The organism is Salinimicrobium catena (assembly GCF_900102915.1).
Classification (GTDB): Bacteria; Bacteroidota; Bacteroidia; order Flavobacteriales; family Flavobacteriaceae; genus Salinimicrobium; species Salinimicrobium catena.
In genome coordinates, this window is the sequence record NZ_FNGG01000001.1 from 21,568 (window position 1) to 43,776 (window position 22,209).

Sequence of the window (22,209 nt, forward strand, 5' to 3'; positions counted from 1 at the left end):
ATGAAAAAATGGCTCGTACCCGTATTGATAATCGGTGCAATCGTTCTGGGAATCTATTTACTTTTTGCGGGGAAATATAATAACGCAGTAGACAAGCAGGAACAGGCTCGCAAGACCTGGGCCGATGTGGAAAGCTCTTACCAGCGCAGGAATGACCTCATCCCCAGCCTGGTGAACACCGTTAGAGGAGCTGCCGACTTTGAACGCAGCACTATAACCGAAGTTATCGAAGCCCGCTCAAAGGCTACCTCGATCAACGTCGATGCCGAAAACATGAGCGAAGCTCAAATGCAGCAGTTCCAGCAGGCGCAAAGTCAGGTCTCTTCTGCCCTATCGCGCTTACTGGTTACGGTTGAACGTTATCCGGAACTGAAGGCTACACAAAACTTTCAGCAGCTACAGTCTCAGCTGGAAGGCACAGAGAACCGCATAAACGTGGCAAGAAACCGCTACAATGAATCGGTTACCGAGTACAACAGATACATAAGGCAATTTCCTAACAATATCATTGTAGGCATGTATGGTTTTGACAGGATGCCTGTTTACGAAGCCGATGCAGGGGCAGAAACCGCCCCCGAAGTGGAATTTGAATTTTAAAACCTTGAAAAATGGCTAAAATTGAGGAGTTCCTGACCCAGCAGGAGGAAGAAGAAGTGGTAGAAGCCATAAGACAGGCCGAGAAGAAAACGTCGGGAGAGATCCGGGTGCATATCGAAAAGTCCAGCAAAGGTGACATCTGGAAACGTGCCATGGAGGTTTTCCACCTCTTAAAGATGGACAACACCAAGCAGGATAACGGTGTGCTCATCTATGTGGCCATAGACGACCGCAATTTCGTGATCTACGGTGACAAGGGGATCAATGACGTGGTACCGCCCGATTTCTGGGAAAGCACCAAAGACGAGATCGTCGCCGAATTCAAAAAAGGCAACTTTAAACAAGGCTTGATCAACGGAATTACCCGGGCCGGACATGAACTCCAAGTTCATTTCCCCTGGGATGAAGGCACTGATGAAAACCAACTTTCGGATAAAATATCCAGATAAATGAAAAATTTCAAACGGAATTTCACCTTATTGCTCCTCTTGTGCTGTGTAGTTTTCACAGCAACGGCACAGCGTGACATTCCGCCCAAACCCTCAGAGGAAACCAGTGTATATGATGAGGCTGACGTATTGAGCACTTCTGAAGAAAGAAGCCTCGAACAGAAGCTGATCAACTACGCCGATACCACTTCCACCCAGATCGTGATCGCGACCATTGAATCCCTGCAGGGAGAATACATTGGCACCTATTCTGCGGAATGGGCTCATGAATGGGGAATCGGTCAGGCCGATGAAGACAACGGAATTTTGATCTTGCTGGCCGAACAGGAACGAAAGATCTGGATCTCCACAGGATACGGAATCGAAGGCACGCTTACCGATGCCCTCTCCAAGCAGATCGTTGAAAATATCATTTTACCCGAATTCCGAAGAGGCAGCTACTACGGCGGACTCGATGCCGGTACCACTGCGATCTTTGAAGTCATGGCCGGAACTTATGAGGGCACTCCGCAAGCCAGGAACGGCGGCGGAGCAACTCCAAGATTTATTATACTCGCAATCATCTTCATCTTTTTCATGATCGTACTGAGTCAGCGCAACAAGCGTGGCGGTGGCAGGAACGGCGGCCACAGAAGAGGCGGTGGTTTGCTGGACATCCTTGTTCTCAGCAGCCTGGGCCGTGGCGGTTTTGGCGGCGGAAGCTTTGGCGGTGGCGGAGGCTTCGGCGGCGGAGGCGGCTTTGGTGGCGGTTTCGGCGGCGGAGGCTTTGGTGGAGGCGGCGCCGGAGGAGGCTGGTAGTTTTAGAAGTTAGAGCTTAGAAGTTAGAATTCAGAAGTATTAAGTATAAAAAAAGCCTCCCGAAAATGGCATTTTCGGGAGGCTTCTTTTTTATGTAACTCCTTATTATTTCTTTCTGAAGTAGACTGAAACCGGAACTCCGGTGAAGTTGAATTCCTTCCGAAGCTTATTCTCTATAAAGCGTTTATACGGATCTTTTACGTACTGCGGCAAATTACAGAAGAAAGCGAACTGCGGCTGCGGCGTGGGCAGCTGGGTACAGAATTTTATCTTCACATACTTGCCTTTGTATGCCGGCGGCGGATAAGCCTCAATAATAGGCAGCATCACCTCGTTGAGTTCGCTTGTCTTGATCTTTTTGCTTCGGTTCTGATAAACCTCGACGGCCGTCTCGATGGCCTTATAGATCCTTTGTTTGGTAAGAACAGACATGAAAACGATAGGCACGTCTGTAAAAGGTTCCATTTCTCGTCTTATCTGCGCTTCATACTCCTTCATGGTATTGGTTTCCTTATCAACCAAATCCCATTTGTTCACAAGAATCACGATACCTTTTCGGTTTCTTTGCGCCAGCCAGAAGATGTTCTGCACCTGTCCGTCAAAGCCGCGGGTGGCATCCATCACGATCAAACACACATCGCAATGTTCGATGGCACGTACCGACCTCATGACAGAATAGAACTCCAGGTCTTCCTTCACCTTTGATTTTCTCCTTATCCCGGCCGTATCTACCAGGTTGAACTCAAATCCGAAGCGGTTGTAACGGGTATCTATGGAATCGCGGGTAGTACCGGCAATATCGGTCACTATGTAGCGGTCTTCCCCTATGAGCGCATTGATAAAGGAGGATTTCCCTGCGTTAGGGCGTCCTACCACTGCAAAGCGCGGCAGTTCTGCCTCTTCTTCGCGGGTATCTTCGGGAAGGGCTTCCACAAGAGCATCAAGCAACTCCCCTGTTCCGCTCCCGTTGGTACTGGCAATGGGAAAATATTCCCCCAGGCCAAGAGAGTAAAATTCCACCGCATTTTCCAAACGTTTGGCATTATCAACTTTGTTTACGGCAAGAAAGACAGGTTTGTTGACCCTGCGCAGCAGGTTAGCTACATCCTCATCCATAGGAGTGACCCCTGTTTCCACGTCAACCATGAAGATAATCGCATCGGCTTCTTCAATAGCCAGTTCCACCTGCTTGTCGATCTCGGCTTCAAAGACATCTTCGCTCCCAATCACATATCCGCCGGTATCGATAACCGAAAATCCGCGGCCGTTCCAGTCGGTCTTGCCGTAGTGTCGGTCACGGGTCACCCCGCTCACCGAATCCACAATGGCTTCCCTTCTCTGGATCAACCGGTTGAAGAAAGTGGATTTCCCAACATTAGGCCGTCCTACAATGGCTACAATACTGCTCATAATTCATTTTTCTAAATAGGGTGCAAAATTACGAGTTTTTAATTGAGATATTAGTATTGAGATGTGAGAATTGAGATTATAGTTCTTATTTGAGTAAAATATTCAGTATTAGTGGATGGTGGACAGCGGACAGAAGGTCCTGAAAAATCAAAAATTCGCGGAGCGAAGATCAAGTATAACGCTCAAGGAGAAAAGAACTGAAACTTCTTTAAAAGGCAACAGAACTCCAAAATTTTGAATTTTAAATCCTGAATTCGGGATTCTAATTGTCGTTGTACCCGAAACGCCTCAGCTGTCTGGCATCACTGCGCCAGTTCTTGTTCACCTTTACATAAAGTTCCAGATGAACCTGTTTTCCGAAGAAATTTTCGAGATCCTTACGGGCTTCCACTCCCACTCTTTTAAGGGCGGCGCCTTTATGCCCAATGATGATACCCTTCTGGGTTTCCCGCTCCACCATGATCACGCTGCGCATGCGAATGATATTTTCTTCCTCGAAGAATTCTTCAGTCTCGATCTCCACGCTGTACGGGATCTCTTTTTTGTAGTGCATAAGAATCTTTTCGCGGATGATCTCGTTGACGAAAAAGCGTTCAGGCTTATCTGTAAGCGTATCTTTTGGGTAAAAAGCAGGAGATTCGGGCAACAGCTCAACGATGCGGTTGAACACCTGCGGCACGTTGAACCCTTCCAAAGCGGAAACCGGAAAGATCTCGGCGTTGGGCACTTTTTCCTTCCAAAGCTGTACCTGCTCTTCAAGCTGCTCCTGATTGGATTTATCTATCTTATTCAGCAACAGCAGCACGGGAATTTCAGAATGAATGATCTTATTGAAGAAAGCCTCATCCTTTAATTCTTTCTCGCCGATCTCTACCATATAAACCAGCACATCGGCATCTTCAAAAGCCGATTTCACAAAGTCCATCATTGACTCCTGCAGCTGGTATGCGGGTTTGATGATCCCGGGGGTGTCACTTAAAATGACCTGAAAATCATCCCCGTTCACTATCCCAAGAATGCGGTGGCGTGTGGTTTGCGCCTTGGAGGTGATGATACTTAGCTTCTCGCCCACAAACGCGTTCATGAGCGTGGACTTCCCCACGTTGGGATTTCCTATGATATTGACAAAACCAGCCTTGTGCGCCATAACTTAATTTTTTACAAAGATACCGGTTTTATCGCCCCCCTCACAATGCGGAAAAAGATTGTTTGCTTACTGCTTCATTCCCCGGTCATACATTACGATGCTGCCGGCAACCGAAACATTAAGGCTGTAGGTTGATCTGAATTTCACCAGAAAATGCGCTTTTTCAATGGCTTTTTTGGAAAGTCCGTGATCTTCGGCGCCCAGCAGATACACGCAGCGCCTGGGGTGTTTGAACTCCTCAAGAGGCTCTGCTTCTTCGGTGAGTTCCACTCCCACCAGCATGGCGCCTTTTGGGAGGTGCGTATAAAAATCCTCAAAAGTCTCATAATGAAAATAAGGCATGGCGCCCACCGCCTTGTGCGTATCACAAGCCTGTTTCGCGTACCTGTTCCCTATCGTGAAGATAAAGCTGGCGCCCATGTTCTGGGCAGAACGCCACAGCACTCCGAGGTTTTCTGGAGTTTTTCCATTCTGTATGCCAATTCCGAAGAATCCCTGTTTGAGGTTATCCACTTTCATAGGGGGCAAAAATACGGATTTTTAGAGCCTTTCCAATTCAGAAAAAATTAAGAATGACAAAAGTCATTTCAGAAAAGCGAATAAGAGAATATCTTTAAGAAGATTCCCGACCGTGAAAAATGTTTTAATCCCAACCGATTTTTCCAAGAGCGCCGAACTTGCAGCCAAATACGGGGTAGAGATCGCCAAACAACTCAATTCCGGAGTGACCTTTTTGCATATTATCTCGACCCCGGTGGAATGGAAAAAGATCCCCCTGGAAAAAGAGTCGCTTTATCCGGAAACAAAAGCCGCCATAGGGAGTGCGAAAGATGCCCTTTTCAAACTGGAAAGAATGGCCGAAAATCAAGGCGTGGATGCCTGTACTTCCTTAATTTTTAATACAGGGATCGAGGAAATACCGAAATACATCAGCAAAAACAGCTACAACCTGGTGGTGATGGGTACCCATGGGCAAAAGGGAATCGACAAGGTTATGGGCACCAATACCCTTAAGGTGATCAACAGATCTACCGTGCCGGTACTTGCAGTGAAGTTAACCGACAGGCACAGCTTACCTAAAAACTGGGTCTTGGTATCAGATTTTCAGGATGAATCCAGGGAGAAATTCGAAACCCTGCTGGAGCTGGCACAAGGCCTTCAAGCCCACATACAAGTGCTTTATGTCAACACCCCGTATTATTTCCTTGAAAGCGGGGACATTCAGGACAAAATGGAGGGCTTCCTGAGCACAATGCCTAAGGACCGGGTGAAAAGAAATATAATCAACGCCCGTAACGAGGAACGCGGGATCGAAAATTTTCTAAAATCCTGCGAATGTGATTTGGTAGCGGTGGTCACGCATGGCCGATCTGGCCTTTTGCCGCTCTTTAGAAGAAGCATGAGCGAGAGACTTATCAACCACCTGACGATACCGGTGCTGAGTCTCAATACCTAACAATTAGAAATTGAGCTCCTGTACGTTCACCAATCCGCTACCCGCGGCTGCCACGGAAACCAGGAGATAGTCCTCGCCCGGCACGATCTCGGTTATTCTGAAATCCTGAATTTTTCCGGTGAGAAAGATGCCATCAAAAACTTCAAATTGAGAATTCAGCTTGTCGTTTATGCTTTTCAATTGTTCCTCAATTACTGGCGAAAAATTGAACCTCATCTTCTTTTTAAGGCTGCTGTACATAAAGGTATTCGCCAGCACCTGGATGAACTTGTTCATAAGCCAGCTCCTGTTCTCCCCTTCCAGGGAATAATCATTTACAAAGATCTCCTGTTTTTCTTTCTCAAATTGCAGGGAGGCATGAAAATTAAGCCTCAGGATCTTGTTCTTGAAAAAGGAGGTGAGGGTTTTGATGCGAAGGATGAGGGCAAGATCAAAATTCTCTTTCCCGCTTTTCCGAAGCGAAAGCGCCAGGATCTGGGCATATTCTGAAGTCTCCTCCTTACTGTGATCATCACGGATCACCTCGCCAACCAGCTCCTTTCTAAGATAGGCTTCCAAAACCTTATAACTGATCTTTACCGGCAGGTTCAGGACCAGGTTTTCTTGTGGCTTTTCAATGTTCTCCATACCTGTTGATTTACAGGAGAAGATAAGAAAAAAGAAGCTCTGAAGCCTCACAAGAGAGGGTTAAAAGAACTTCTACAAATGGTCAAAACCCATTAATGATTGATTGTAATTAACTAATATTCAGGTATTTAAAATCATAAAAATGACGTAACTTAATTTACACTAATTTAAAATTTGAGTACTATGAAAAAGATGATTTACAGTTCGTTGAAGAAATGGTCGTTTTTAGTTACCATGATGCTCTTATCTGCAGGTATTTTTGCCCAGGACATGTCATACGACAATGCGAAGAAAGAAATTGAAGAGGAATTTGGAATGTTCCCTAGCATGTTCGAAGTATTCCCTGAACATGCCCTGGGGGGAGCCTGGGAAAGCTTCAAAAAACTGAATAGTCCCGAGAGCAAGATCCCGGCCAAATACAGGGAACTTTTACAATTGGCTGTAGCCGCTCAAATTCCCTGTGATTATTGTATTCATTATCACACCGCCTCGGCCAAAGCTTATGGTGCGACCGAAGAGGAAATACAGGAGGCTGTTGCCCAGGGTGCCCAAACCAGACACTGGAGCATGATCTTGCAGGGCAATCAGATAGATTTTGAAAAATTCAAATCTGAGTTTGATGCAATGATGCAGCACATGGCTGCAAAGTCAAAAAAGTAAGATCCTGCCAAGGGTCAAAAAACCACCTGTTACAGGTGGTTTTTTATTAAACTCAATTGGTTAAATACCATCCTAAGGCGAGCAGTGCTAATCCAATGATTCCAAAGACCGCGAACCATAGGTTATGATCCTTTGCTTTCATGTAATCCTTAAAAAGTTTTTTCTCCAGTCGAAGGTTGGTGAGGTATCTTTTCACTCCCACCCCCAATGCATGTTCACCTTTGGAGGTGATCCTAAAGATCCCTCGAGCTCCTGCCCGAATAAGATCGAACCTTTGCAGCATCTGAAAAACCTGTATCTCCTTCTGATCCTTTAGCTCAACAATCCTTTTTCCTGATCTGAACTTTCGCAGGAAGCGCTCTTCCAGACCGCCTATTTCTTTAGTTAACATAATATTAAGATTTGGGGCGGCGAAAATAGTCCTTCCCGGGAAACTGGCAAATAAAAACGTGGGAATAGGAGAATTTAGTGGAAAAAGCCCCGCAGCCTCGGCGGAACCGGTGACCTTCAGAAACAAAAAACCACCTCAAAAAAAGGTGGTTTGGTATAGCATTGACTAAATTAGCTCACTGGTATAGAGAAGTTGAAGAAGCCGGGTTCAGATCATTTAATACAGTAGCTAACAGCATAAAACTTAACTACAGTACCATTTTAAACTACTTCCATAACAGAAGCACAAATGCCTCTGCAGAATCTTTTTATGCAAAGATAAAGGCCTTCAGAAGTCAATTTAAAGGAGTGAAAAAATGTAGAATTCTTCTTGTTCAGATTAAACCAGAATCTTTGCCTAATCCCCAACATTTAGAATGATCCGTATATAGTAGGATTTTCTGAGAAACCCAAGCAAAGGGAAAGGGCCGGAAACAAAAAAACCACCTTAATAAAGGTGGTTTTCTCTTCGTAGCGGGAACTGGACTCGAACCAGTGACCTTCGGGTTATGAGCCCGACGAGCTACCTACTGCTCTATCCCGCGATATTGCACTGCAAATATACAATCACTTTTTGTTTCTCCAAAGGTTTTAAGGAAAATAATTTCGACAAAACCTCCTCTCATTGCTTACTATTCTTGCTGTCAGCGGATTGAACAGCATAAATCCTTTATTACTGCTCTATACTTCTCGCCTCAAAAGAAATTAGCTCTCGGTCTTCAAACTGTGCATTGATTTCAATGGGATTACAACACACCTCACAATCTTCAATATACTTTTGAAAGGAAATAGAAGAATCTAACAAAACCGATATTTCCTCCCAGCAATATGGACATTGAAAAAAATGTTCCTTCATTTTTAATATTCCACATTAAGAAGTTGACCGGTAAGTCGCAACACTTCAAGCTCTGCAAGCTTAGCGTCATATTTTGCCAGGTTCAGGCTGGTCCTGGCGTTCAATAAATTGATCTGCGCCTGCCGGAATTCGATAGAGGAAACCTGTCCCAGTTTGTATTGTTCCTGTGTACGGTTGAAATTGTCCAGATTGGTAATCACATTTTCTTCCTGAACATGGAAAATGTATAGTTTATTCTCATAAGTCCCTAGGGCATTGGCGATATCCCTTCTTACTTCCAGCTCAACCTGCTCTTTCAAGAGACGCTGAGTTTCATTATTGATCTTACTGTTCTGAGTTTGGATTCTGGTTCGTCCACCGTCAAAGATGTTCCAGGTAAGATTAACTCCTGCAGAAAGACCTGTAGTGCTAGTGGTGGAACCGGGAAAAAAAGCTGTCGGGCCCCCTATGTTTTGATTCCAGCCGTAAGAGCCCGTGAGACCTACGGAAGGTAAATATCCCGATTTACTCACTTTAATATCATATTCGCTGATAGTAATGGAAGATTCACTTTGGAGGATGCGCACGTTATTTTCAGATGCCTGAGCGATCAAATTTTCTATTTGTAACATGGGAAGAAAAGTCACCGTAGTATCTACCATATAGCTTAAATTTTCCATTTCCCTGTCCAGCAACACATTGAGATCTCTTTTGGTGTTATTGAGCTGTTGTCTCGCCTGGAGCAAATTGATACTGTCATTATTAACATCCACCCGGGCGTTCAAAACAGCCAGGTTGTTTACCTGTCCATATTCATATTGATACTTAGCTCTCACAACCCTATCCCTGGAGATCTGCATACTCTCTGCCAACACATCTATATTTTCATATAGGCGTGCAATCTCAAAATACACCGACATCAATTGCAAAATGGTATTTTCAACCGTTTCCCTTGCTTCCAGGCGGGAGAGATGATACTCTTCCTTCAGGCTTTTGAAATTATAATATCTCCCCAACCCGTCGAACAAAAGATAATCAACATTTAAAGAACCTCTGTAAAGCTCGTTTTCGACATTATTTTGGTCAATCGTTTCTTCTCCCTGTATTTCGGTATTGCGATCGTTAATATCATACGAGGCTCCTGCCAAGCCGGTTAGTGAAGGCAGATACCCGGAATTCCAGATACTTTGATTGTTTTCTGCGATCTCCACCCGGTTAGAGGATATTTTTATTCCATAATTGTAATCCAAAGCGGCCTTTACGGCTTCTTCTTTTGACAGTACTGTCTCCTGCCCCATCATCTGAAAAGATATCAGGGCAGGCAAAATAAACAACCAGTTAAATATTCGCTTCATGCTCTGCTTCTTCTTTCTGTTCTTTAATAGCTCTTTCCACTTCCTCACTGGAAATCCTATCTCCTGTAGCCAACCATTTTGTTCCTACTTTAAGTTTATTGCTCACAGATAATAACAGCGGCAAAAGGAACAGGGTTAGGACAGTTGCTATTGCGATTCCGTAGGAAATAGAGATCGCCATAGGTTTTAAAAATTGAGCCTGCCTGCTTTTTTCCAGCAATAAGGGTGCGAGCCCGGCAATGGTGGTCAAGGAAGTAAGATAGATCGCGCGGAATCTAGAACGGCCCGCCTGGTACAGCGCCTCCTTAAACTCCATACCTTCCCTAAGATAACTGTTGAATTTCCCGATCAAGACAAGTCCATCATTGACCATAATTCCCACAAGAGCGATAATTCCCAAAGCCGAAAGCACGTTGATAGGGAAATCATGTATCCAATGACCCCAGGCAACTCCTATAATACTGAAGGGGATCATGATCATTAACAATAACGGCTGACTGTAACTTCTAAAAGTAAAAGCAATGGTGGCATAGATCAGGAACAAAATAATGGGTAGTACCTTCTTGGCAGAACCGGTCAGCTTTCCTGCCTCCCTGTTCTGACCTTCATAGGAAACCGAAATACTGGGATAGGTATCAAGGATCTGAGGCATTATATTTTCCTGGATATCTGCAAGTATTTCTGTGGAACTTCCATTAGGGTCTTCCATATCTGCAGTGACCCTGATCTCACGTCTTCCGTCAAGATGACTAATGGATTCTGTTCCTCTTATTATTTCATAATTCGCAATTTCATCAAAAGGCACTCTGCTTCCGGAAGGAGTCATAATACGCATTTCATCGAGATCTGTAATAGAGGAACGATTTTCAAGATCATATCTAACCCACACCCTTATTTCATCCTGTCCTCTTTGAAAACGTTGCGCCTGGGCTCCAAAAAAGCCATTCCTAACCTGTCTCATCACTTCACTCAGATCAAGCCCCAAAGCATAAGCATTATCTTTTAGTTTGACATTGATCTCTTTTATTCCTTTTGGATCGTTATCACTAACATCTTTTAGCAAGGAATTGTTTTCCAGGTTTTCCTTGAGTTCCTCTTTAGCCGCTTCGAGTTCGTTCAAATTGTTTCCCAGTAAAGAAACCGAAATTGGTGCGCCACCAAAATTTCCTCCCGAACCAAAAGTGAGGTTTTCCACGCCGTATACAGGTCCCACCTCATCCCTGATAGCATTGGTGATCTCAGGAGAACTAAAATCTCTTTCCTCACCCGGTAACAGGTTTACCTGTAAAGAAGCTTTGTTATTTCCGGGACCTACTCTTTTAATGATGTTTTCTACAACCTGCTTATTGCCCGACTGCCTCTCGGTGAAATCTTCGTTTACCCTCCATGCTGCTGCTTCCACCATAGAAATAATGGAATCTGTTCTTTGTGGGTTTACCCCTTCAGGCATTAAAAGGTCAATGCTCACCCTGTCGCTGGCGATGCTTGGGAAAAGGGTGACTCTTATGATACCCCCTCCAACAGATCCCACAGTAAGTATCAATATGGCCGCCAGGACTCCCAGTGAAAAAAGCTGATTATTGATCACGAACTTCAATACCGGGGAATAGATCTTGTCACGCTGGTAGACCATGATACGATCTCCCAATCGATTTATACCGCGCATTTTGGCAAAAAATGCCCCGAAACGTCTTTTCCTGGTTTTCTGGTCCTTACTTCTATCTCTAAGGGCTCTTGAGTGAGCAATATGAGCAGGAAGTATTATCAGGGCCTCAATAAGGGAAATTCCGAGGGTAAGGATCACCACTGTTGAAACCTCTCCAAAAAATTCTCCAATCCTGCTATCAAGGAACAGAAAGGTAGAAAAAGCGAGCACCGTGGTGATTATAGCCGATATAATTGGAGGGACCACTTCCATGGTGCCATCCAGAGCAGCATGAATAGGAGATTTACCTTTTTCATATTGCTGGTAAATATTTTCTGAGATCACGATGCCGTCATCCACAAGAATTCCGATAACAATGATCATCCCAAACAGGGAAAGCACATTAATGGTCACTCCTAAAGTTCCTGCAAAAATGAACATTCCCAGGAAAGAGATGGGAAGTCCCAAAGCAACCCAAAAGGCCAGCCTGATATTTAGGAACAATGAGAGAAAGAACAGCACCAAAAGAATTCCCATCAGTCCATTTTCAAGAAGTAGCTGCGTTCTTTGCTCTAAGGTGATGGACGAATCAAAAACCACATCGAGCTGAACATTGCTGCTGCGTTGGTTGTATTCTTCGATATACTCTTTCACCTGCTTAGCGGTGGAAAGCAGATCTTCATTATTGGTGTTGCTAATGGTAATGTTTACTGCCGCATTTCCGTTAAAATAAGAAGCGTTTGGGGTTTCAGAAAACTGGTCCCGTATTTCGGCAACCTCTCCTAATCTTGTAATTTCACCGGTTTCAGAAGACAGAAGTACCAGGTCATTTAATTCATCTGCAAAATATGCGCGATTGTTGGCCCGTATTAGATAATCCTCGGCAACTGTTTTTACCGTTCCTCCTGTAGATAGAATATTGGCACTGGCAACGGTTCTCGCCACCTCTTCAAAGGTAAGATCATGTGCCAAAAGAGCTTCTTCGCTAACTGCTATCTCTATTTCCTCCTCGGGAAACCCCGAGATCTCGATCTGTGAAACACCGTCAAAGGTTCGAAGGTCGTTTTCAATCTGTTGAGCGATCCTTTTAAGAGTAACGAGCGGCACGTTCTCTCCACTTACGGCAAATGAGATGGTAGGTCTAACAAATTCCTGCTTTGAAACTACCAGAGGTTCCATACCCGCAGGAAAAGAGGGAACACGGTCTACCGCATTTTTCACCTCGGTCAACATCACATCGATGTTCTCATCCTGTTCGATCTCTACAGTAATGGATCCGCCGCTTTCACGGGCTACAGAGGTTACCCGGTCAATTCCTACAAGACCCTTAAGGTTATCTTCAATCTTAAGAATAATTCCTTCCTCTATCTCTTCAGGAGCTGAACCGGGATAAGCAATGTTTATGTTTATGATCCTGGACTCTTCAAGCGGAAAGAATGAAGATTTCATTCGCAACGCCCCAACGATCCCAAAAATGGCAAAGGCGATGATCACTACATTGACAGCAACCTCGTACTTTATAAAATAACTTATGATCTTTCTCAAGGCCTGTCACTTTTAATGGCACTTTCCTCTTCCTGAATAGTGACCAACATTCCTGAATACGCCCCGGGCACGTTAGAAGACAGCATTTTATCACCATCTTCCAAACCTTTTATGACCACTGTGCTTTTTCCAAAGTAAACCGGCTGAACACTCACGAGGTCCAGGACACTGTCTTTGACTATATAGACCTTGGACCGGTCAACAAGTAATTCCCTGGGGATCTCAATGGCGTTCTCCTCATCTTTTGCATCTATTAATGCCTGCAGGAACATACCTTCTGTAATTCCCTTACCTTCTACCCTTATAAACACCTCAATAGTCTGAGTTTCCTGATTTACCCTGGCATTGATCCTGCTTATGACTCCAGAATATTCTTCGGTTTCATCAAGATTCGTTAAGGCAACCTTTTCCCCTACCTGCAGCAGATCACTGAATTTCTTGGCGACTGAAACCTCCAGCTCATAAACCGAAGGATCTATGAATTCTCCAAGTTTTTGTCCCTGTCTTATTAAAGTTCCGCGAGTTACCAGCGCTTCGGTCAATACTCCGTCAAAAGGCGCCACTATTGTATATTTTCCAAGCCGTTCTTCCAGGTTTTTAATACTATAGTAGGCAGATATAATTCCGCGACCAGTTATAAAATATTTTTCTTTTTCAGAGTTCATTTCCGGAAGTTGCGGAACCCTTTTGTTGATATCGAAACTATTCAGGTAACGCTCCCATTTTGGAAAGGCTTCAGGATAATCCAGCCTCAGGTCGGGCATGATCGCTGTGATGTCATTATAAAGATCACTCTTAGCCGACTGAACAGTGGCAGCATATTCACGGGAATCAATATTCAATAACACTTCCCCTCTTTGGTATTTTTGCCCCGGACGGAAATCATGACTGCTGCTTTGGAAGATTCCCTGTACTTCGGAAAAAAGCTCTAATTTACTTAACGCCGTAACACTTCCATTGGCAGGAATCGTAATGGGTACGGTTCCATTTTTTACCGTTTCTACAAAGACATTTTTTACAATTTTTGAAACCTGAGGTTTTTCCTGAACGTTGCTGTCGATGATTGCTTTGGCACCAAAAATGGCGGCTACTATAAGAATTACACCTATAGCGGAGAGAATGATTTTTCTTGTATCCATAATTAAAGGATTGGACTATATAATAGGGAAAAGGTTTAACGTAAATTTCAACACGAAGGTCTATCCCATAACCTCAAGCTCCTCCTGCACCTGTTCCCACTCCTTCATAAGATTTTCAAGCTCCTTCTTCTTAGCATGGTATTTTTCAAGGAAATTCGGCTTCGCCATGCATTCTTCATAATTTGTGGCAAGTTCCACATCCTTTTCCTTTATCTCCTTTTCAAGTTTGGTGATCTTGGATTCGATATTGCTCAATTTGTTGTTGAGGGATTTCAGCTTTTTTTGATTCTGGTAAGAGTCCTTGTTGCTCTCTTTGCCTACCTGCTTCTGAACATCTCGTTTTTCCACTTCCCGCATATCGTTCAGTTTACGCTGCTCCAGGTAAAAATCTATATCTCCCAGATATTCTTTGATCTTGTGATCCTTGAACTCATACACCTTGTTGGTAAGCCCCTGCAGAAAATCCCTGTCGTGAGACACCAGGATCAATGTACCTTCAAAACTTTTTAAAGCATCCTTTAGAACGTTCTTTGATTTGATGTCAAGGTGGTTGGTAGGCTCATCCATCACCAGCACATTGAAAGGCTGCAGCATGAGCTTTGCTAACGCAAGCCTGTTACGCTCTCCCCCCGAAAGCACTCTTACATACTTCTCAACTTCATCTCCACGAAAAAGAAAAGACCCCAGGATATCCCGAACCTTTGCCCTGTTGGATTCATTGGCCGCGTCAATCATGGTATCCAGCACAGTTTTAGAACCGTCCAGGTGCTCGGCCTGGTTTTGGGCGAAATAACCTATCTGCACATTGTGCCCTAGTTTAAGTTCACCCTTGTGCTTTATCTCCCCCACTATGATCTTGGCCAGGGTGGATTTTCCCTGCCCGTTCTGCCCCACAAATGCCGTTTTTGAATCTCTTTCTATCAGCAGGTCAATATTCTGAAGCACCTCCAGTTCTCCATAGCTCTTAGAAATATGGTGGGCTTCGACCACCACCTTACCGGGAACTACTGAAACAGGAAATTTCAGGTTCATCACCGAATTGTCATCCTCATCTACCTCAATACGGTCTATTTTGTCAAGCTTCTTTATCAGAGACTGGGCCATGCTCGCCTTTGAAGCCTTGGCACGAAACTTTTCGATAAGTTTTTCAGTCTGCTGAATTTGCTTTTCCTGGTTCTTTTGTGAAGCCAGCTGCTGCTCCCGAAGCTCCTTCCGCAGCACCAGGTATTTTGAATAAGGCTTATTAAAGTCATATATCCTGCCCAAAGAGATCTCTATGGTCCTGTTGGTCACATTATCCAGGAACATCTTATCGTGGGAAACGATCACCACCGCCCCGGGATAGTTGTTCAGAAAGCTTTCCAGCCAGATGATAGATTCAATATCCAGGTGGTTGGTAGGCTCATCCAGCAGCAGAATATCATTTTGCTGAAGCAGGAGCTTTGCCAACTCTATTCTCATGCGCCACCCGCCGGAAAAGGTATCGGTAAGCTTGTTGAAATCTTCCCTTTTAAAACCAAGCCCCTGCAGGATCCTTTCGGTCTCGCCCTGATAGTTGTACCCGCCGTGAATTTCGTACTGATGCTGCACATCGTTTAGATCTACCATAAGCTGATGGTAGGCCTCACTTTCATAATCTGTTCGCTCGGCAAGTTGCCGGTTGATCTCCTCCAACTCTTTTTCAAGCTTTTTGATCTCTTCAAAAGCCTGGTAAGACTCTTCCAGCACAGTTCTTCCTTCTATAAAATCTATATCCTGCTTTAAAAAACCGATCTTCAGGTCTTTGTCGGTCGCTATCTGTCCGGTGTCCGGTTCCATTTCTCCGGAAAGGATCTTGAGCATGGTAGATTTTCCCGCACCGTTCTTTCCTATGAGCCCAACCCTGTCTCCCGCGCCCAGCCTGAAGGTGATCTCTTCAAAAAGGTATTCTCCCCCAAAGGAAACCGACAAATTATGTATGTTCAACATTCTCTTTCTATTTTTTGCAAAGATGCTTAAATTTGGGCTCTTAAAAAACACCTCATGACTTTCCTGAAAGGCAGCAAGCTATATAGCATTTTCACCGGCACCTGCCCTGTATGTCAGGAAGAAAGCATATACAAGGAGCCTAATCCTTATAAGATATCCAAATTGTTTGATATGCACGAGCGTTGCTCCAATTGTCATACCAAATACAAGATGGAGCCGTCGTTCTTCTTTGGCGCCATGTACGTAAGTTACGCTGTAGGAATTGCTTTTGGATTTGCCGCTTTTGTGATCTCTTACTGGCTTTTCCAGCTTTCGCTGCTAAACACCTTTATTGCCATTGTGATCACCCTCATCGTTTTTATGCCGGTGATCATCCGCTGGAGCAGGAATATCTGGGTCAATTTTTTCTTTAGCTACGATCCAAAAAAGGCTAAATCTGAGATTTAGGGAACCATTTTTTAGTAAAGCGGGAGATATCGATCTCTGGAGTGAGTTTATTGTTTTTTTCAATATAGTTGAGCAGTTCTTCGGACACCATTGGAGCCAACAGGATGCCCCTGCTTCCGAAGCCATTGCAGCAGTAAAGATTTTGGTGCACCGGATGCCTTCCCACCAGGGCTCTCCTGTCAATGGTTGAAGGCCGAAGTCCTGCCACCTGGTCTACCACTTCAAAATCCACATCAATTAGATCCCTGAGCTTCTCTACCAGCTCTTCCCGCGCCGCTGTGGTGGGTTCGGGAGTTTTATCAGTATTGCTGTAGGTCGCTCCCACCGCAAAATGATCTCCGCCTGCCGGAAATATGAAAATTGAAGATTTCACCCCTACCTGCAAGTCGAGGCCAGGAGCTTTAATAATGATGTATTCTCCTTTGTTTCCCCTTAACGGAAGGTATTTAAAGTAAGGATTTTTGAGCAGACCGAAACCTTCGCAAAAAATGATATTTTTGGCCCTGATCCCTTTGTAGACTACGCCATCTTCCTGAATCTCTAGTGCCTCATGATCGAAAGGCTCTTCTTTCAGCTTCCCTAGCTGCCGAAGGTGCCCAGCATAAGACTCTAGCAAGTTCCGCGGATCGATCCTTTTGGTATTTCGAACTTTTCCGAAGGAATATTTGCCCGGGATCTGAGGGCTTACGTTTGAAATGAGCTTATCATCCAAAAAAGGCGCTAATCGAGGGTTATCAGCAGCGGCAAACCAGTTGTTCTGCTCTTCCACAGAAGAGAACCTGCGATAGATCTCCAGCGGCCCCATGAATTTCTTATTTAAGAGCTCTTCCATCTCCTCATAGAAAGGAACAGCTTTGGCCATTTGTTCATCTGCCTTCCAGGCAAGGGTAAATCTCTTCAGGATAACCGGGTTCATGAAGCCTCCGGCCACTTTGGAAGCCTCCTGTGATTGGTCATCGTAAACGAGGAACGATCTTTTGGCTTTTTCAAGCCTGAAGGCTATACTGGCTCCGCTTAGCCCCAGCCCAACGATTAAGTAATCTTTCATGCTGTAAATTTAAAAAGAAAAACGCCTTTCCGGGAAGAAAGGCGTTTCTATAATTTCAACAGACTTGTGAATTAATAATTCCACATATCCTGTTCAAAATTCCTTATCTGCTCTCTTATGCGCTGCGATTCGAGCAACTGCATAAAGGCATTGTTATTAATGTAATCATCAACCTGCCGGTCTCCCTGCAGGTTATCTTCAGCATAGATCACTCCGTGGAACCTACGGGCATTCAACAAATGATCGTAAGAAATAGGCTGAGAGGTATTGCCTGGGTTAAAAGCATAGGCTTCGTTCAGCACTTTTCTTGCTGACGGAAACCACACCCAGAACAACTCTACAAGAGCCGGTTCATCACTATCAATGAAGTTCACATCGGGCGCTACGGGAGCGATTCCCAATAGGCGGTACTTTAGCTCTGCCTGACGTTTATCAAAATACCAGTACCCCCTAATATGGTACTCGGCAATATCGGCAGATGAAATATCCCTGCGGCTAATGTACTGCGGATCGATCTCTTCTCCTGCGTTGTACTGCTCGATACCAAGATCGGTCGTATCAACTTTAGAGAGCGCAGCCGAAATATCTTTAAGCTGGATCTTATCGTTAAAATAAGAATCTGCGTAGATATCCTGGATCTTACCGTTCTTAATGTTCTTGATCAAAACATCATATAAAGAACGTCTGGAACTTCCAATCTGGTTTGTGTCTATTGGATAGTACAACGGGAAATTCACCCTTTCGTCAAGGTCAATGATCTCCCATGTGGTTTTAGACCACAGCACATCGCGGGTATCCACGTATCCATACTCCAACGGATCGTTCTTCCCATAAGCCAGTTCAGCCTTGGAAGGACCTTCAATGTCCTCGGGTTTTTTGGCGTTTAGAATATTCGTCTGGCCAAAAGTTGTCACCGAAAAGAGCAATCCACATATTCCAACTAAAAATCGGTTCCAGTTCATATTACTATACTGTTTAGTTTGTTAGCTCCACAAAAACGGGAGAAACCTGTTTTAATTTATAGCCTGAGTTGTTTGCCAACTGAGCTTCCACATCAAAGATCTGAACAGACTCACCTCTACCGGCTCTTCTTAGTGCAGCGATCGCCCTGTCGTCTAATTTCTGACCTCTCACCTGTACGGTTGGCTGCCCGGGAACTTTAAATTTGAACCCGGTAACCCTTAGATCTAGATCGAAATCGAAATCTGGCAATGCAGCGCCAATAGTGGCGATCTCAAGCGTGTTTCTCTGCATTCTCACAGTTCCGTCCTCACCTCTTACGGTTCCAACAGGTCGTGGGATATCTTTAACACGGAAAGTTTTACTGTCAGTCACTCTTTCTCCTCCAGGAAGTTCACCACTAACGTTGATGGTTACCTCACGGGCCTGAAGAGTGGTCACATCCATAACGTAATTCCCGGCTCCACCTGTTGCCCTTAGGCCCGGTGCGTTTGCCGAAACATTTCCAACCCCTGGGATAGAAATGGTCATTGGGTTTGCAACCCCACGGTAAACCACGTTCATCTTATCTGCAGAGATCACGGCAGAGTTTGGTTTAGGGATCACACTATAAGAACTTTTTACAGGAATAGACACGATGGAGTCACCTTCCTTAAATTCAAGTTTACCGGTGATCTGCTGTTCGCCCACATTACCTGCAGGAAAATCAAGCTGCACCTGTCCGGCTTCAGTACTCTCCACTTTGTTCCCGTTGATCACAACGTTATCAAAACGCAAGGTCTTATCTACCCTTCCCAGCACCACTTTTCCGGTGAAATTTTCACCATTGAAGAAAGCGGTTTTATCAGGAATCACGATAGCGTCATAATTGGTCAAAGAAACCTCACTTTGCAGTTGCCCTGAAAGCATGGTAGAAAGAATATCGTTCTCTGCAGACCTGGCATCCCCCTGCATTTGGGTAAATTTGGTCACAGAGGCGATCATAGGAAAGCCTTCAAAATTATATGCAAGCCATGGTCTCTTCACTCCTTCCCTGTCTTCAACAGGCTCGGTTGAAAATTCCCTTCTTACCTCTGCAGCGATCTGCGGATAATTATCTTCGATCAAAGAAGCAACACCTTCTCTGTATTGCTCAATTCTTTGAAGGAATTCCTCACCCTTGTTGCTTGGTTTCCCGCTCTGGAAGAAATATTCATCCAGTTGCGCAGATTTATCCATAGCCTCGTAATTATCCGGATCATCCACATCGGCCAAAGTGTATTCCTTCAGCTCTTCAAGATAAGCGGTGAAATTAGTAGTAAGCTCATGGATCTTTTCCGCCTTTTCCTGCAGCGGACCGTATTTTGCAGGCTGTTCATCTGCTTTAGCCACTAAGCCTGCCATGGCCGCCTCGTTACGTTCAGCAACAGAGGCATTTGATTCGTCTAATTTTTCATTGATATTACCAAATGCAGTCAAAACCTCTTTTGACATGTTCAAAGCCATCATCGCAATGAAGACCAGATACATCAGGTTGATCATCTTCTGTCTTGGTGTTTGTTTACCTCCAGCCATTCTCTTAGTTTAATGTTTAATACTGATTCGTGTTAGTTAAACCAATTTAGGCCTTAACGTGCATGGCAGAAAGCATTCCGCCGTAAACACCGTTCAAAGAAGAAAGGTTGGATGCCAGAGATTCCATCTGTGCATTCAGTCTTTCTGCATTTTCAGCTACCGCTTCGTTGATCTCTGACTGGCGGCTTGCAGATTCTACCTGAACTTTATAGATGCTGTTAAGAGACTCCAGCTGATTTGCAGCCAGGTTCATCTCTTCACTGTATCTCTTCTGAGATGCAATTGCATCAACGGTAGGAGTAATATTTTTGGCGGCACCTTCGAAGTTACGGATGCTTTCACCCAGGCTTCCCATAAGGTTTGCGTCGATCTTGGCTTCGCGCAAGATCTCATCCAGCTTTTTAGATAACATGCCATCGGTCTCATCTGTGGTGACCACAGCTCCGCCTCTTGCGGAAGGCTCACCTCCGGCTAGTTCCGGATAGACCAGTGACCAGTCGAGTTCATCGTCAACCGGTTCGAATGCAGAAACAGCGAATACCAGAGCTTCTACGATAAGACCAAGGATTAGCATCAGGTTACCGAATGGCCAGTGCATGATCTTGAAAAGTGCTCCCAGGATTACAACAGATGCACCTAGACCGTACACCATGTTCATTAGTTTCTTAGTTCCCTTCTTTTGTGCCATAATTCAAATAATTTAGATAGAGTTTTTTTTAGGTTGTTGTATAATTAGGGGGATTTTTTATCTGGTTTGGTTAAGGGTAACATCTGTTCCCAGGTAGTCCTGCACGGTTCTAAAGCCAATGTAACTTCTGGCCGTATCGGCATATTCGTAATCTCGAGAACTTACCTGCAGGAAGTAAGCCACGTCTTTCCAGGAACCACCGCGCACTACTTTTTTCATGTTGGCATCATCATTCACAGAAGGGTTCATAGATGAAGAATATTCATAAGATCCCGGATCATAAGAAGAGAAAACCCATTCAGAAACGTTACCGGCCATGTTGTATAGTCCGTAATCGTTTGGCTCGTATGACTGAGCTTCTACCGTATACAAAGCCTGATCTGCCGCATAATCCCCTCTCAAAGGTTTAAAGTTTGCCATAAAACAACCTCGATCATTCTTGGTATAAGGCCCTCCCCAGGGGTAGGACGCAGATTCAAGCCCTCCACGGGCAGCATATTCCCATTCAGCCTCGGTTGGCAGCCTGTAAGCAGGCACATTGTGCTTTCCTCTTTCTTTACGGTAAGTGTTGTGATACAGCGTTCTCCACTGCGCAAATGCCCTGGCCTGTTTCCAGGAAACTCCTACAACTGGGTAATCCCCGTAAGCGTCATGCCAAAAGTAATCATTGTGCATGGGTTCATTATAGGAGTAGTTGAAATCTTTGATCCATACAGTGGTATCGGGATAGATAGCGATCTCTTCGGTTTTGATGAACTCTGCCCTTTTTCCGGGTTCTGCTCTCGCCGCTTCCTGAATGTCCATCCAGGAATAGCGGAACTTCAGATGTTTTACATCTATGGAACGTTGCCCGTTGTACACTTCTTCAATAGGAATGTACATGGTATCCATCACTTCGGCATAATATTCATCGGGATAATCACGGGTATCCCAGATGATATCCACGTTTTTGTTCAGTTTACGGCCTTCGTATCCGCCCATGCTGTAATAGTTGTCATACATGTACTTTTCGTAAACGGACATGTTCTCTTCCTCGGTGTCGGCAAACGCATATTCGCCAATTCCGCCAGATCCCGGAGTTTCACCCATCTCTTCGGCAAAAATGGCCAGCTTCATTCGCACTACAGAATCACGCACCCAGTTCACGAACTGCCGGTACTCAGAATTGGTGATCTCTGTCTCGTCCATATAAAAAGAACGAACTGTAACTGTTTTTGGCGGTGCATTGTTAAGACCTACCCTGTCATCATCAGATTTTCCCATGATAAAAGCACCTCCGGGGATCAATGTCATACCCAAAGGTTTCTCCGGATGCCATTTCTTTCCCTGCACGCCTACCAATTGCCCCTGATCGCCCCGGCCGCAAGAAGCCAGTAAAGAAATTACAGCAATAAGTAAAAATAGTTTCCTCATAATATCTTTCAAAGTTAGGACCTAGTAGCTCTTTCCAAG

22 protein-coding genes and 1 tRNA gene are annotated in these 22,209 nt (G+C 44.6%); 7 read left to right on the forward strand and 16 right to left on the reverse strand.

Annotated features, from left to right (window positions below; translation table 11 throughout):
- Genes BLS64_RS00100 through BLS64_RS00110 form a run of 3 tightly spaced genes read left to right on the forward strand, consistent with a single transcriptional unit; the run spans position 1 to position 1,844 of the window.
- Entirely contained in the window at positions 1 to 597 is a 597-nt protein-coding gene (locus tag BLS64_RS00100; RefSeq protein WP_093110531.1) for a LemA family protein, read from the forward strand.
- An 11-nt stretch (positions 598 to 608) separates the two neighbouring features.
- Positions 609 to 1,046 (forward strand): TPM domain-containing protein, encoded by a 438-nt coding sequence (locus BLS64_RS00105; RefSeq protein WP_093110533.1) that lies wholly within the window; start codon positions 609 to 611, stop codon positions 1,044 to 1,046.
- Positions 1,047 to 1,844: a TPM domain-containing protein gene (locus BLS64_RS00110; RefSeq protein ID WP_093110535.1), complete on the forward strand. Its 798-nt coding sequence runs from the start codon at positions 1,047 to 1,049 to the stop codon at positions 1,842 to 1,844.
- A gap of 105 nt (positions 1,845 to 1,949) precedes the next feature.
- On the opposite strand, the gene der is transcribed toward BLS64_RS00110, so the two are convergent.
- The 3 genes from der to BLS64_RS00125 all read right to left on the reverse strand — a co-directional run bounded on the left by der (position 1,950) and on the right by BLS64_RS00125 (position 4,920).
- Complete coding sequence (gene der, locus BLS64_RS00115) at positions 1,950 to 3,254, reverse strand: ribosome biogenesis GTPase Der (protein ID WP_093110537.1); 1,305 nt, start codon at positions 3,252 to 3,254, stop codon at positions 1,950 to 1,952.
- Between the two features lie 262 nt (positions 3,255 to 3,516).
- Complete coding sequence (gene era / locus BLS64_RS00120) at positions 3,517 to 4,401, reverse strand: GTPase Era (protein ID WP_093110539.1); 885 nt, start codon at positions 4,399 to 4,401, stop codon at positions 3,517 to 3,519.
- Between the two features lie 66 nt (positions 4,402 to 4,467).
- Positions 4,468 to 4,920 carry an RNA methyltransferase gene (locus BLS64_RS00125; protein ID WP_093110541.1) on the reverse strand — a complete coding sequence of 151 codons (453 nt, stop codon included), beginning with the start codon at positions 4,918 to 4,920 and terminating at the stop codon, positions 4,468 to 4,470.
- 112 nt (positions 4,921 to 5,032) lie between these two features.
- Here BLS64_RS00125 and BLS64_RS00130 point away from each other — a divergent pair, with 112 nt between their 5' ends.
- Positions 5,033 to 5,857, forward strand: a complete 825-nt coding sequence (locus BLS64_RS00130) for a universal stress protein (RefSeq protein ID WP_093110543.1) — start codon at positions 5,033 to 5,035, stop codon at positions 5,855 to 5,857.
- 3 nt (positions 5,858 to 5,860) lie between these two features.
- Here BLS64_RS00130 and BLS64_RS00135 read toward each other — a convergent pair whose 3' ends face one another.
- Positions 5,861 to 6,484, reverse strand: coding sequence for a DUF4403 family protein (locus BLS64_RS00135; protein WP_093110545.1), 624 nt, complete (start codon positions 6,482 to 6,484; stop codon positions 5,861 to 5,863).
- Positions 6,485 to 6,667: 183 nt separating this feature from the next.
- Between BLS64_RS00135 and BLS64_RS00140 the strand changes: the two genes are divergently transcribed.
- Positions 6,668 to 7,144 carry a carboxymuconolactone decarboxylase family protein gene (locus tag BLS64_RS00140; RefSeq protein ID WP_093110547.1) on the forward strand — a complete coding sequence of 159 codons (477 nt, stop codon included), beginning with the start codon at positions 6,668 to 6,670 and terminating at the stop codon, positions 7,142 to 7,144.
- A gap of 52 nt (positions 7,145 to 7,196) precedes the next feature.
- Here the strand turns inward: BLS64_RS00140 and BLS64_RS00145 are convergent, their stop codons facing one another.
- A complete protein-coding gene (locus tag BLS64_RS00145; protein WP_143019252.1) occupies positions 7,197 to 7,535 on the reverse strand; it encodes a hypothetical protein in 339 nt (112 codons plus the stop codon).
- Between the two features lie 161 nt (positions 7,536 to 7,696).
- On the opposite strand from BLS64_RS00145, the gene BLS64_RS00150 reads away from it, so the two are divergent.
- Entirely contained in the window at positions 7,697 to 7,954 is a 258-nt protein-coding gene (locus BLS64_RS00150) for a transposase (RefSeq protein WP_245693344.1), read from the forward strand.
- 91 nt (positions 7,955 to 8,045) lie between these two features.
- Here the strand turns inward: BLS64_RS00150 and BLS64_RS00155 are convergent.
- The 6 genes from BLS64_RS00155 to BLS64_RS00180 all read right to left on the reverse strand — a co-directional run bounded on the left by BLS64_RS00155 (position 8,046) and on the right by BLS64_RS00180 (position 16,060).
- Positions 8,046 to 8,118, reverse strand: a tRNA-Met gene (locus tag BLS64_RS00155).
- A gap of 128 nt (positions 8,119 to 8,246) precedes the next feature.
- The gene (locus tag BLS64_RS00160; RefSeq protein WP_093110551.1) at positions 8,247 to 8,429 is read right to left on the reverse strand and encodes a CPXCG motif-containing cysteine-rich protein; all 183 of its coding nucleotides are present in this window, start codon (positions 8,427 to 8,429) and stop codon (positions 8,247 to 8,249) included.
- Positions 8,430 to 8,431: 2 nt separating this feature from the next.
- Complete coding sequence (locus BLS64_RS00165) at positions 8,432 to 9,763, reverse strand: TolC family protein (RefSeq protein WP_093110553.1); 1,332 nt, start codon at positions 9,761 to 9,763, stop codon at positions 8,432 to 8,434.
- Positions 9,747 to 12,953: an efflux RND transporter permease subunit gene (locus BLS64_RS00170; protein WP_093110554.1), complete on the reverse strand. Its 3,207-nt coding sequence runs from the start codon at positions 12,951 to 12,953 to the stop codon at positions 9,747 to 9,749. The genes BLS64_RS00165 and BLS64_RS00170 overlap by 17 nt, the downstream gene beginning before the upstream one ends.
- Complete coding sequence (locus BLS64_RS00175; protein ID WP_093110556.1) at positions 12,950 to 14,092, reverse strand: efflux RND transporter periplasmic adaptor subunit; 1,143 nt, start codon at positions 14,090 to 14,092, stop codon at positions 12,950 to 12,952. The genes BLS64_RS00170 and BLS64_RS00175 overlap by 4 nt, the downstream gene beginning before the upstream one ends.
- Positions 14,093 to 14,152: 60 nt before the next feature.
- Positions 14,153 to 16,060, reverse strand: a complete 1,908-nt coding sequence (locus BLS64_RS00180; protein WP_093110558.1) for an ABC-F family ATP-binding cassette domain-containing protein — start codon at positions 16,058 to 16,060, stop codon at positions 14,153 to 14,155.
- 54 nt (positions 16,061 to 16,114) lie between these two features.
- On the opposite strand from BLS64_RS00180, the gene BLS64_RS00185 reads away from it, so the two are divergent.
- Positions 16,115 to 16,507 carry a DUF983 domain-containing protein gene (locus BLS64_RS00185; protein WP_093110560.1) on the forward strand — a complete coding sequence of 131 codons (393 nt, stop codon included), beginning with the start codon at positions 16,115 to 16,117 and terminating at the stop codon, positions 16,505 to 16,507.
- Here the strand turns inward: BLS64_RS00185 and BLS64_RS00190 are convergent.
- The 5 genes from BLS64_RS00190 to porK all read right to left on the reverse strand — a co-directional run bounded on the left by BLS64_RS00190 (position 16,491) and on the right by porK (position 22,170).
- The gene (locus BLS64_RS00190; protein ID WP_093110562.1) at positions 16,491 to 17,555 is read right to left on the reverse strand and encodes an NAD(P)/FAD-dependent oxidoreductase; all 1,065 of its coding nucleotides are present in this window, start codon (positions 17,553 to 17,555) and stop codon (positions 16,491 to 16,493) included. The two genes, BLS64_RS00185 and BLS64_RS00190, sit on opposite strands and share 17 nt — an antisense overlap.
- Positions 17,556 to 17,626: 71 nt before the next feature.
- Positions 17,627 to 18,517, reverse strand: a complete 891-nt coding sequence (gene porN / locus BLS64_RS00195) for a type IX secretion system ring subunit PorN/GldN (protein WP_093110564.1) — start codon at positions 18,515 to 18,517, stop codon at positions 17,627 to 17,629.
- A gap of 13 nt (positions 18,518 to 18,530) precedes the next feature.
- Complete coding sequence (gene porM, locus BLS64_RS00200) at positions 18,531 to 20,069, reverse strand: type IX secretion system motor protein PorM/GldM (protein WP_093110566.1); 1,539 nt, start codon at positions 20,067 to 20,069, stop codon at positions 18,531 to 18,533.
- A gap of 46 nt (positions 20,070 to 20,115) precedes the next feature.
- Positions 20,116 to 20,757 carry a type IX secretion system motor protein PorL/GldL gene (gene porL / locus BLS64_RS00205; RefSeq protein ID WP_093110568.1) on the reverse strand — a complete coding sequence of 214 codons (642 nt, stop codon included), beginning with the start codon at positions 20,755 to 20,757 and terminating at the stop codon, positions 20,116 to 20,118.
- 57 nt (positions 20,758 to 20,814) lie between these two features.
- Positions 20,815 to 22,170, reverse strand: a complete 1,356-nt coding sequence (gene porK / locus BLS64_RS00210) for a T9SS ring complex lipoprotein PorK/GldK (protein ID WP_093110570.1) — start codon at positions 22,168 to 22,170, stop codon at positions 20,815 to 20,817.
- Positions 22,171 to 22,209 lie beyond the last annotated feature (39 nt).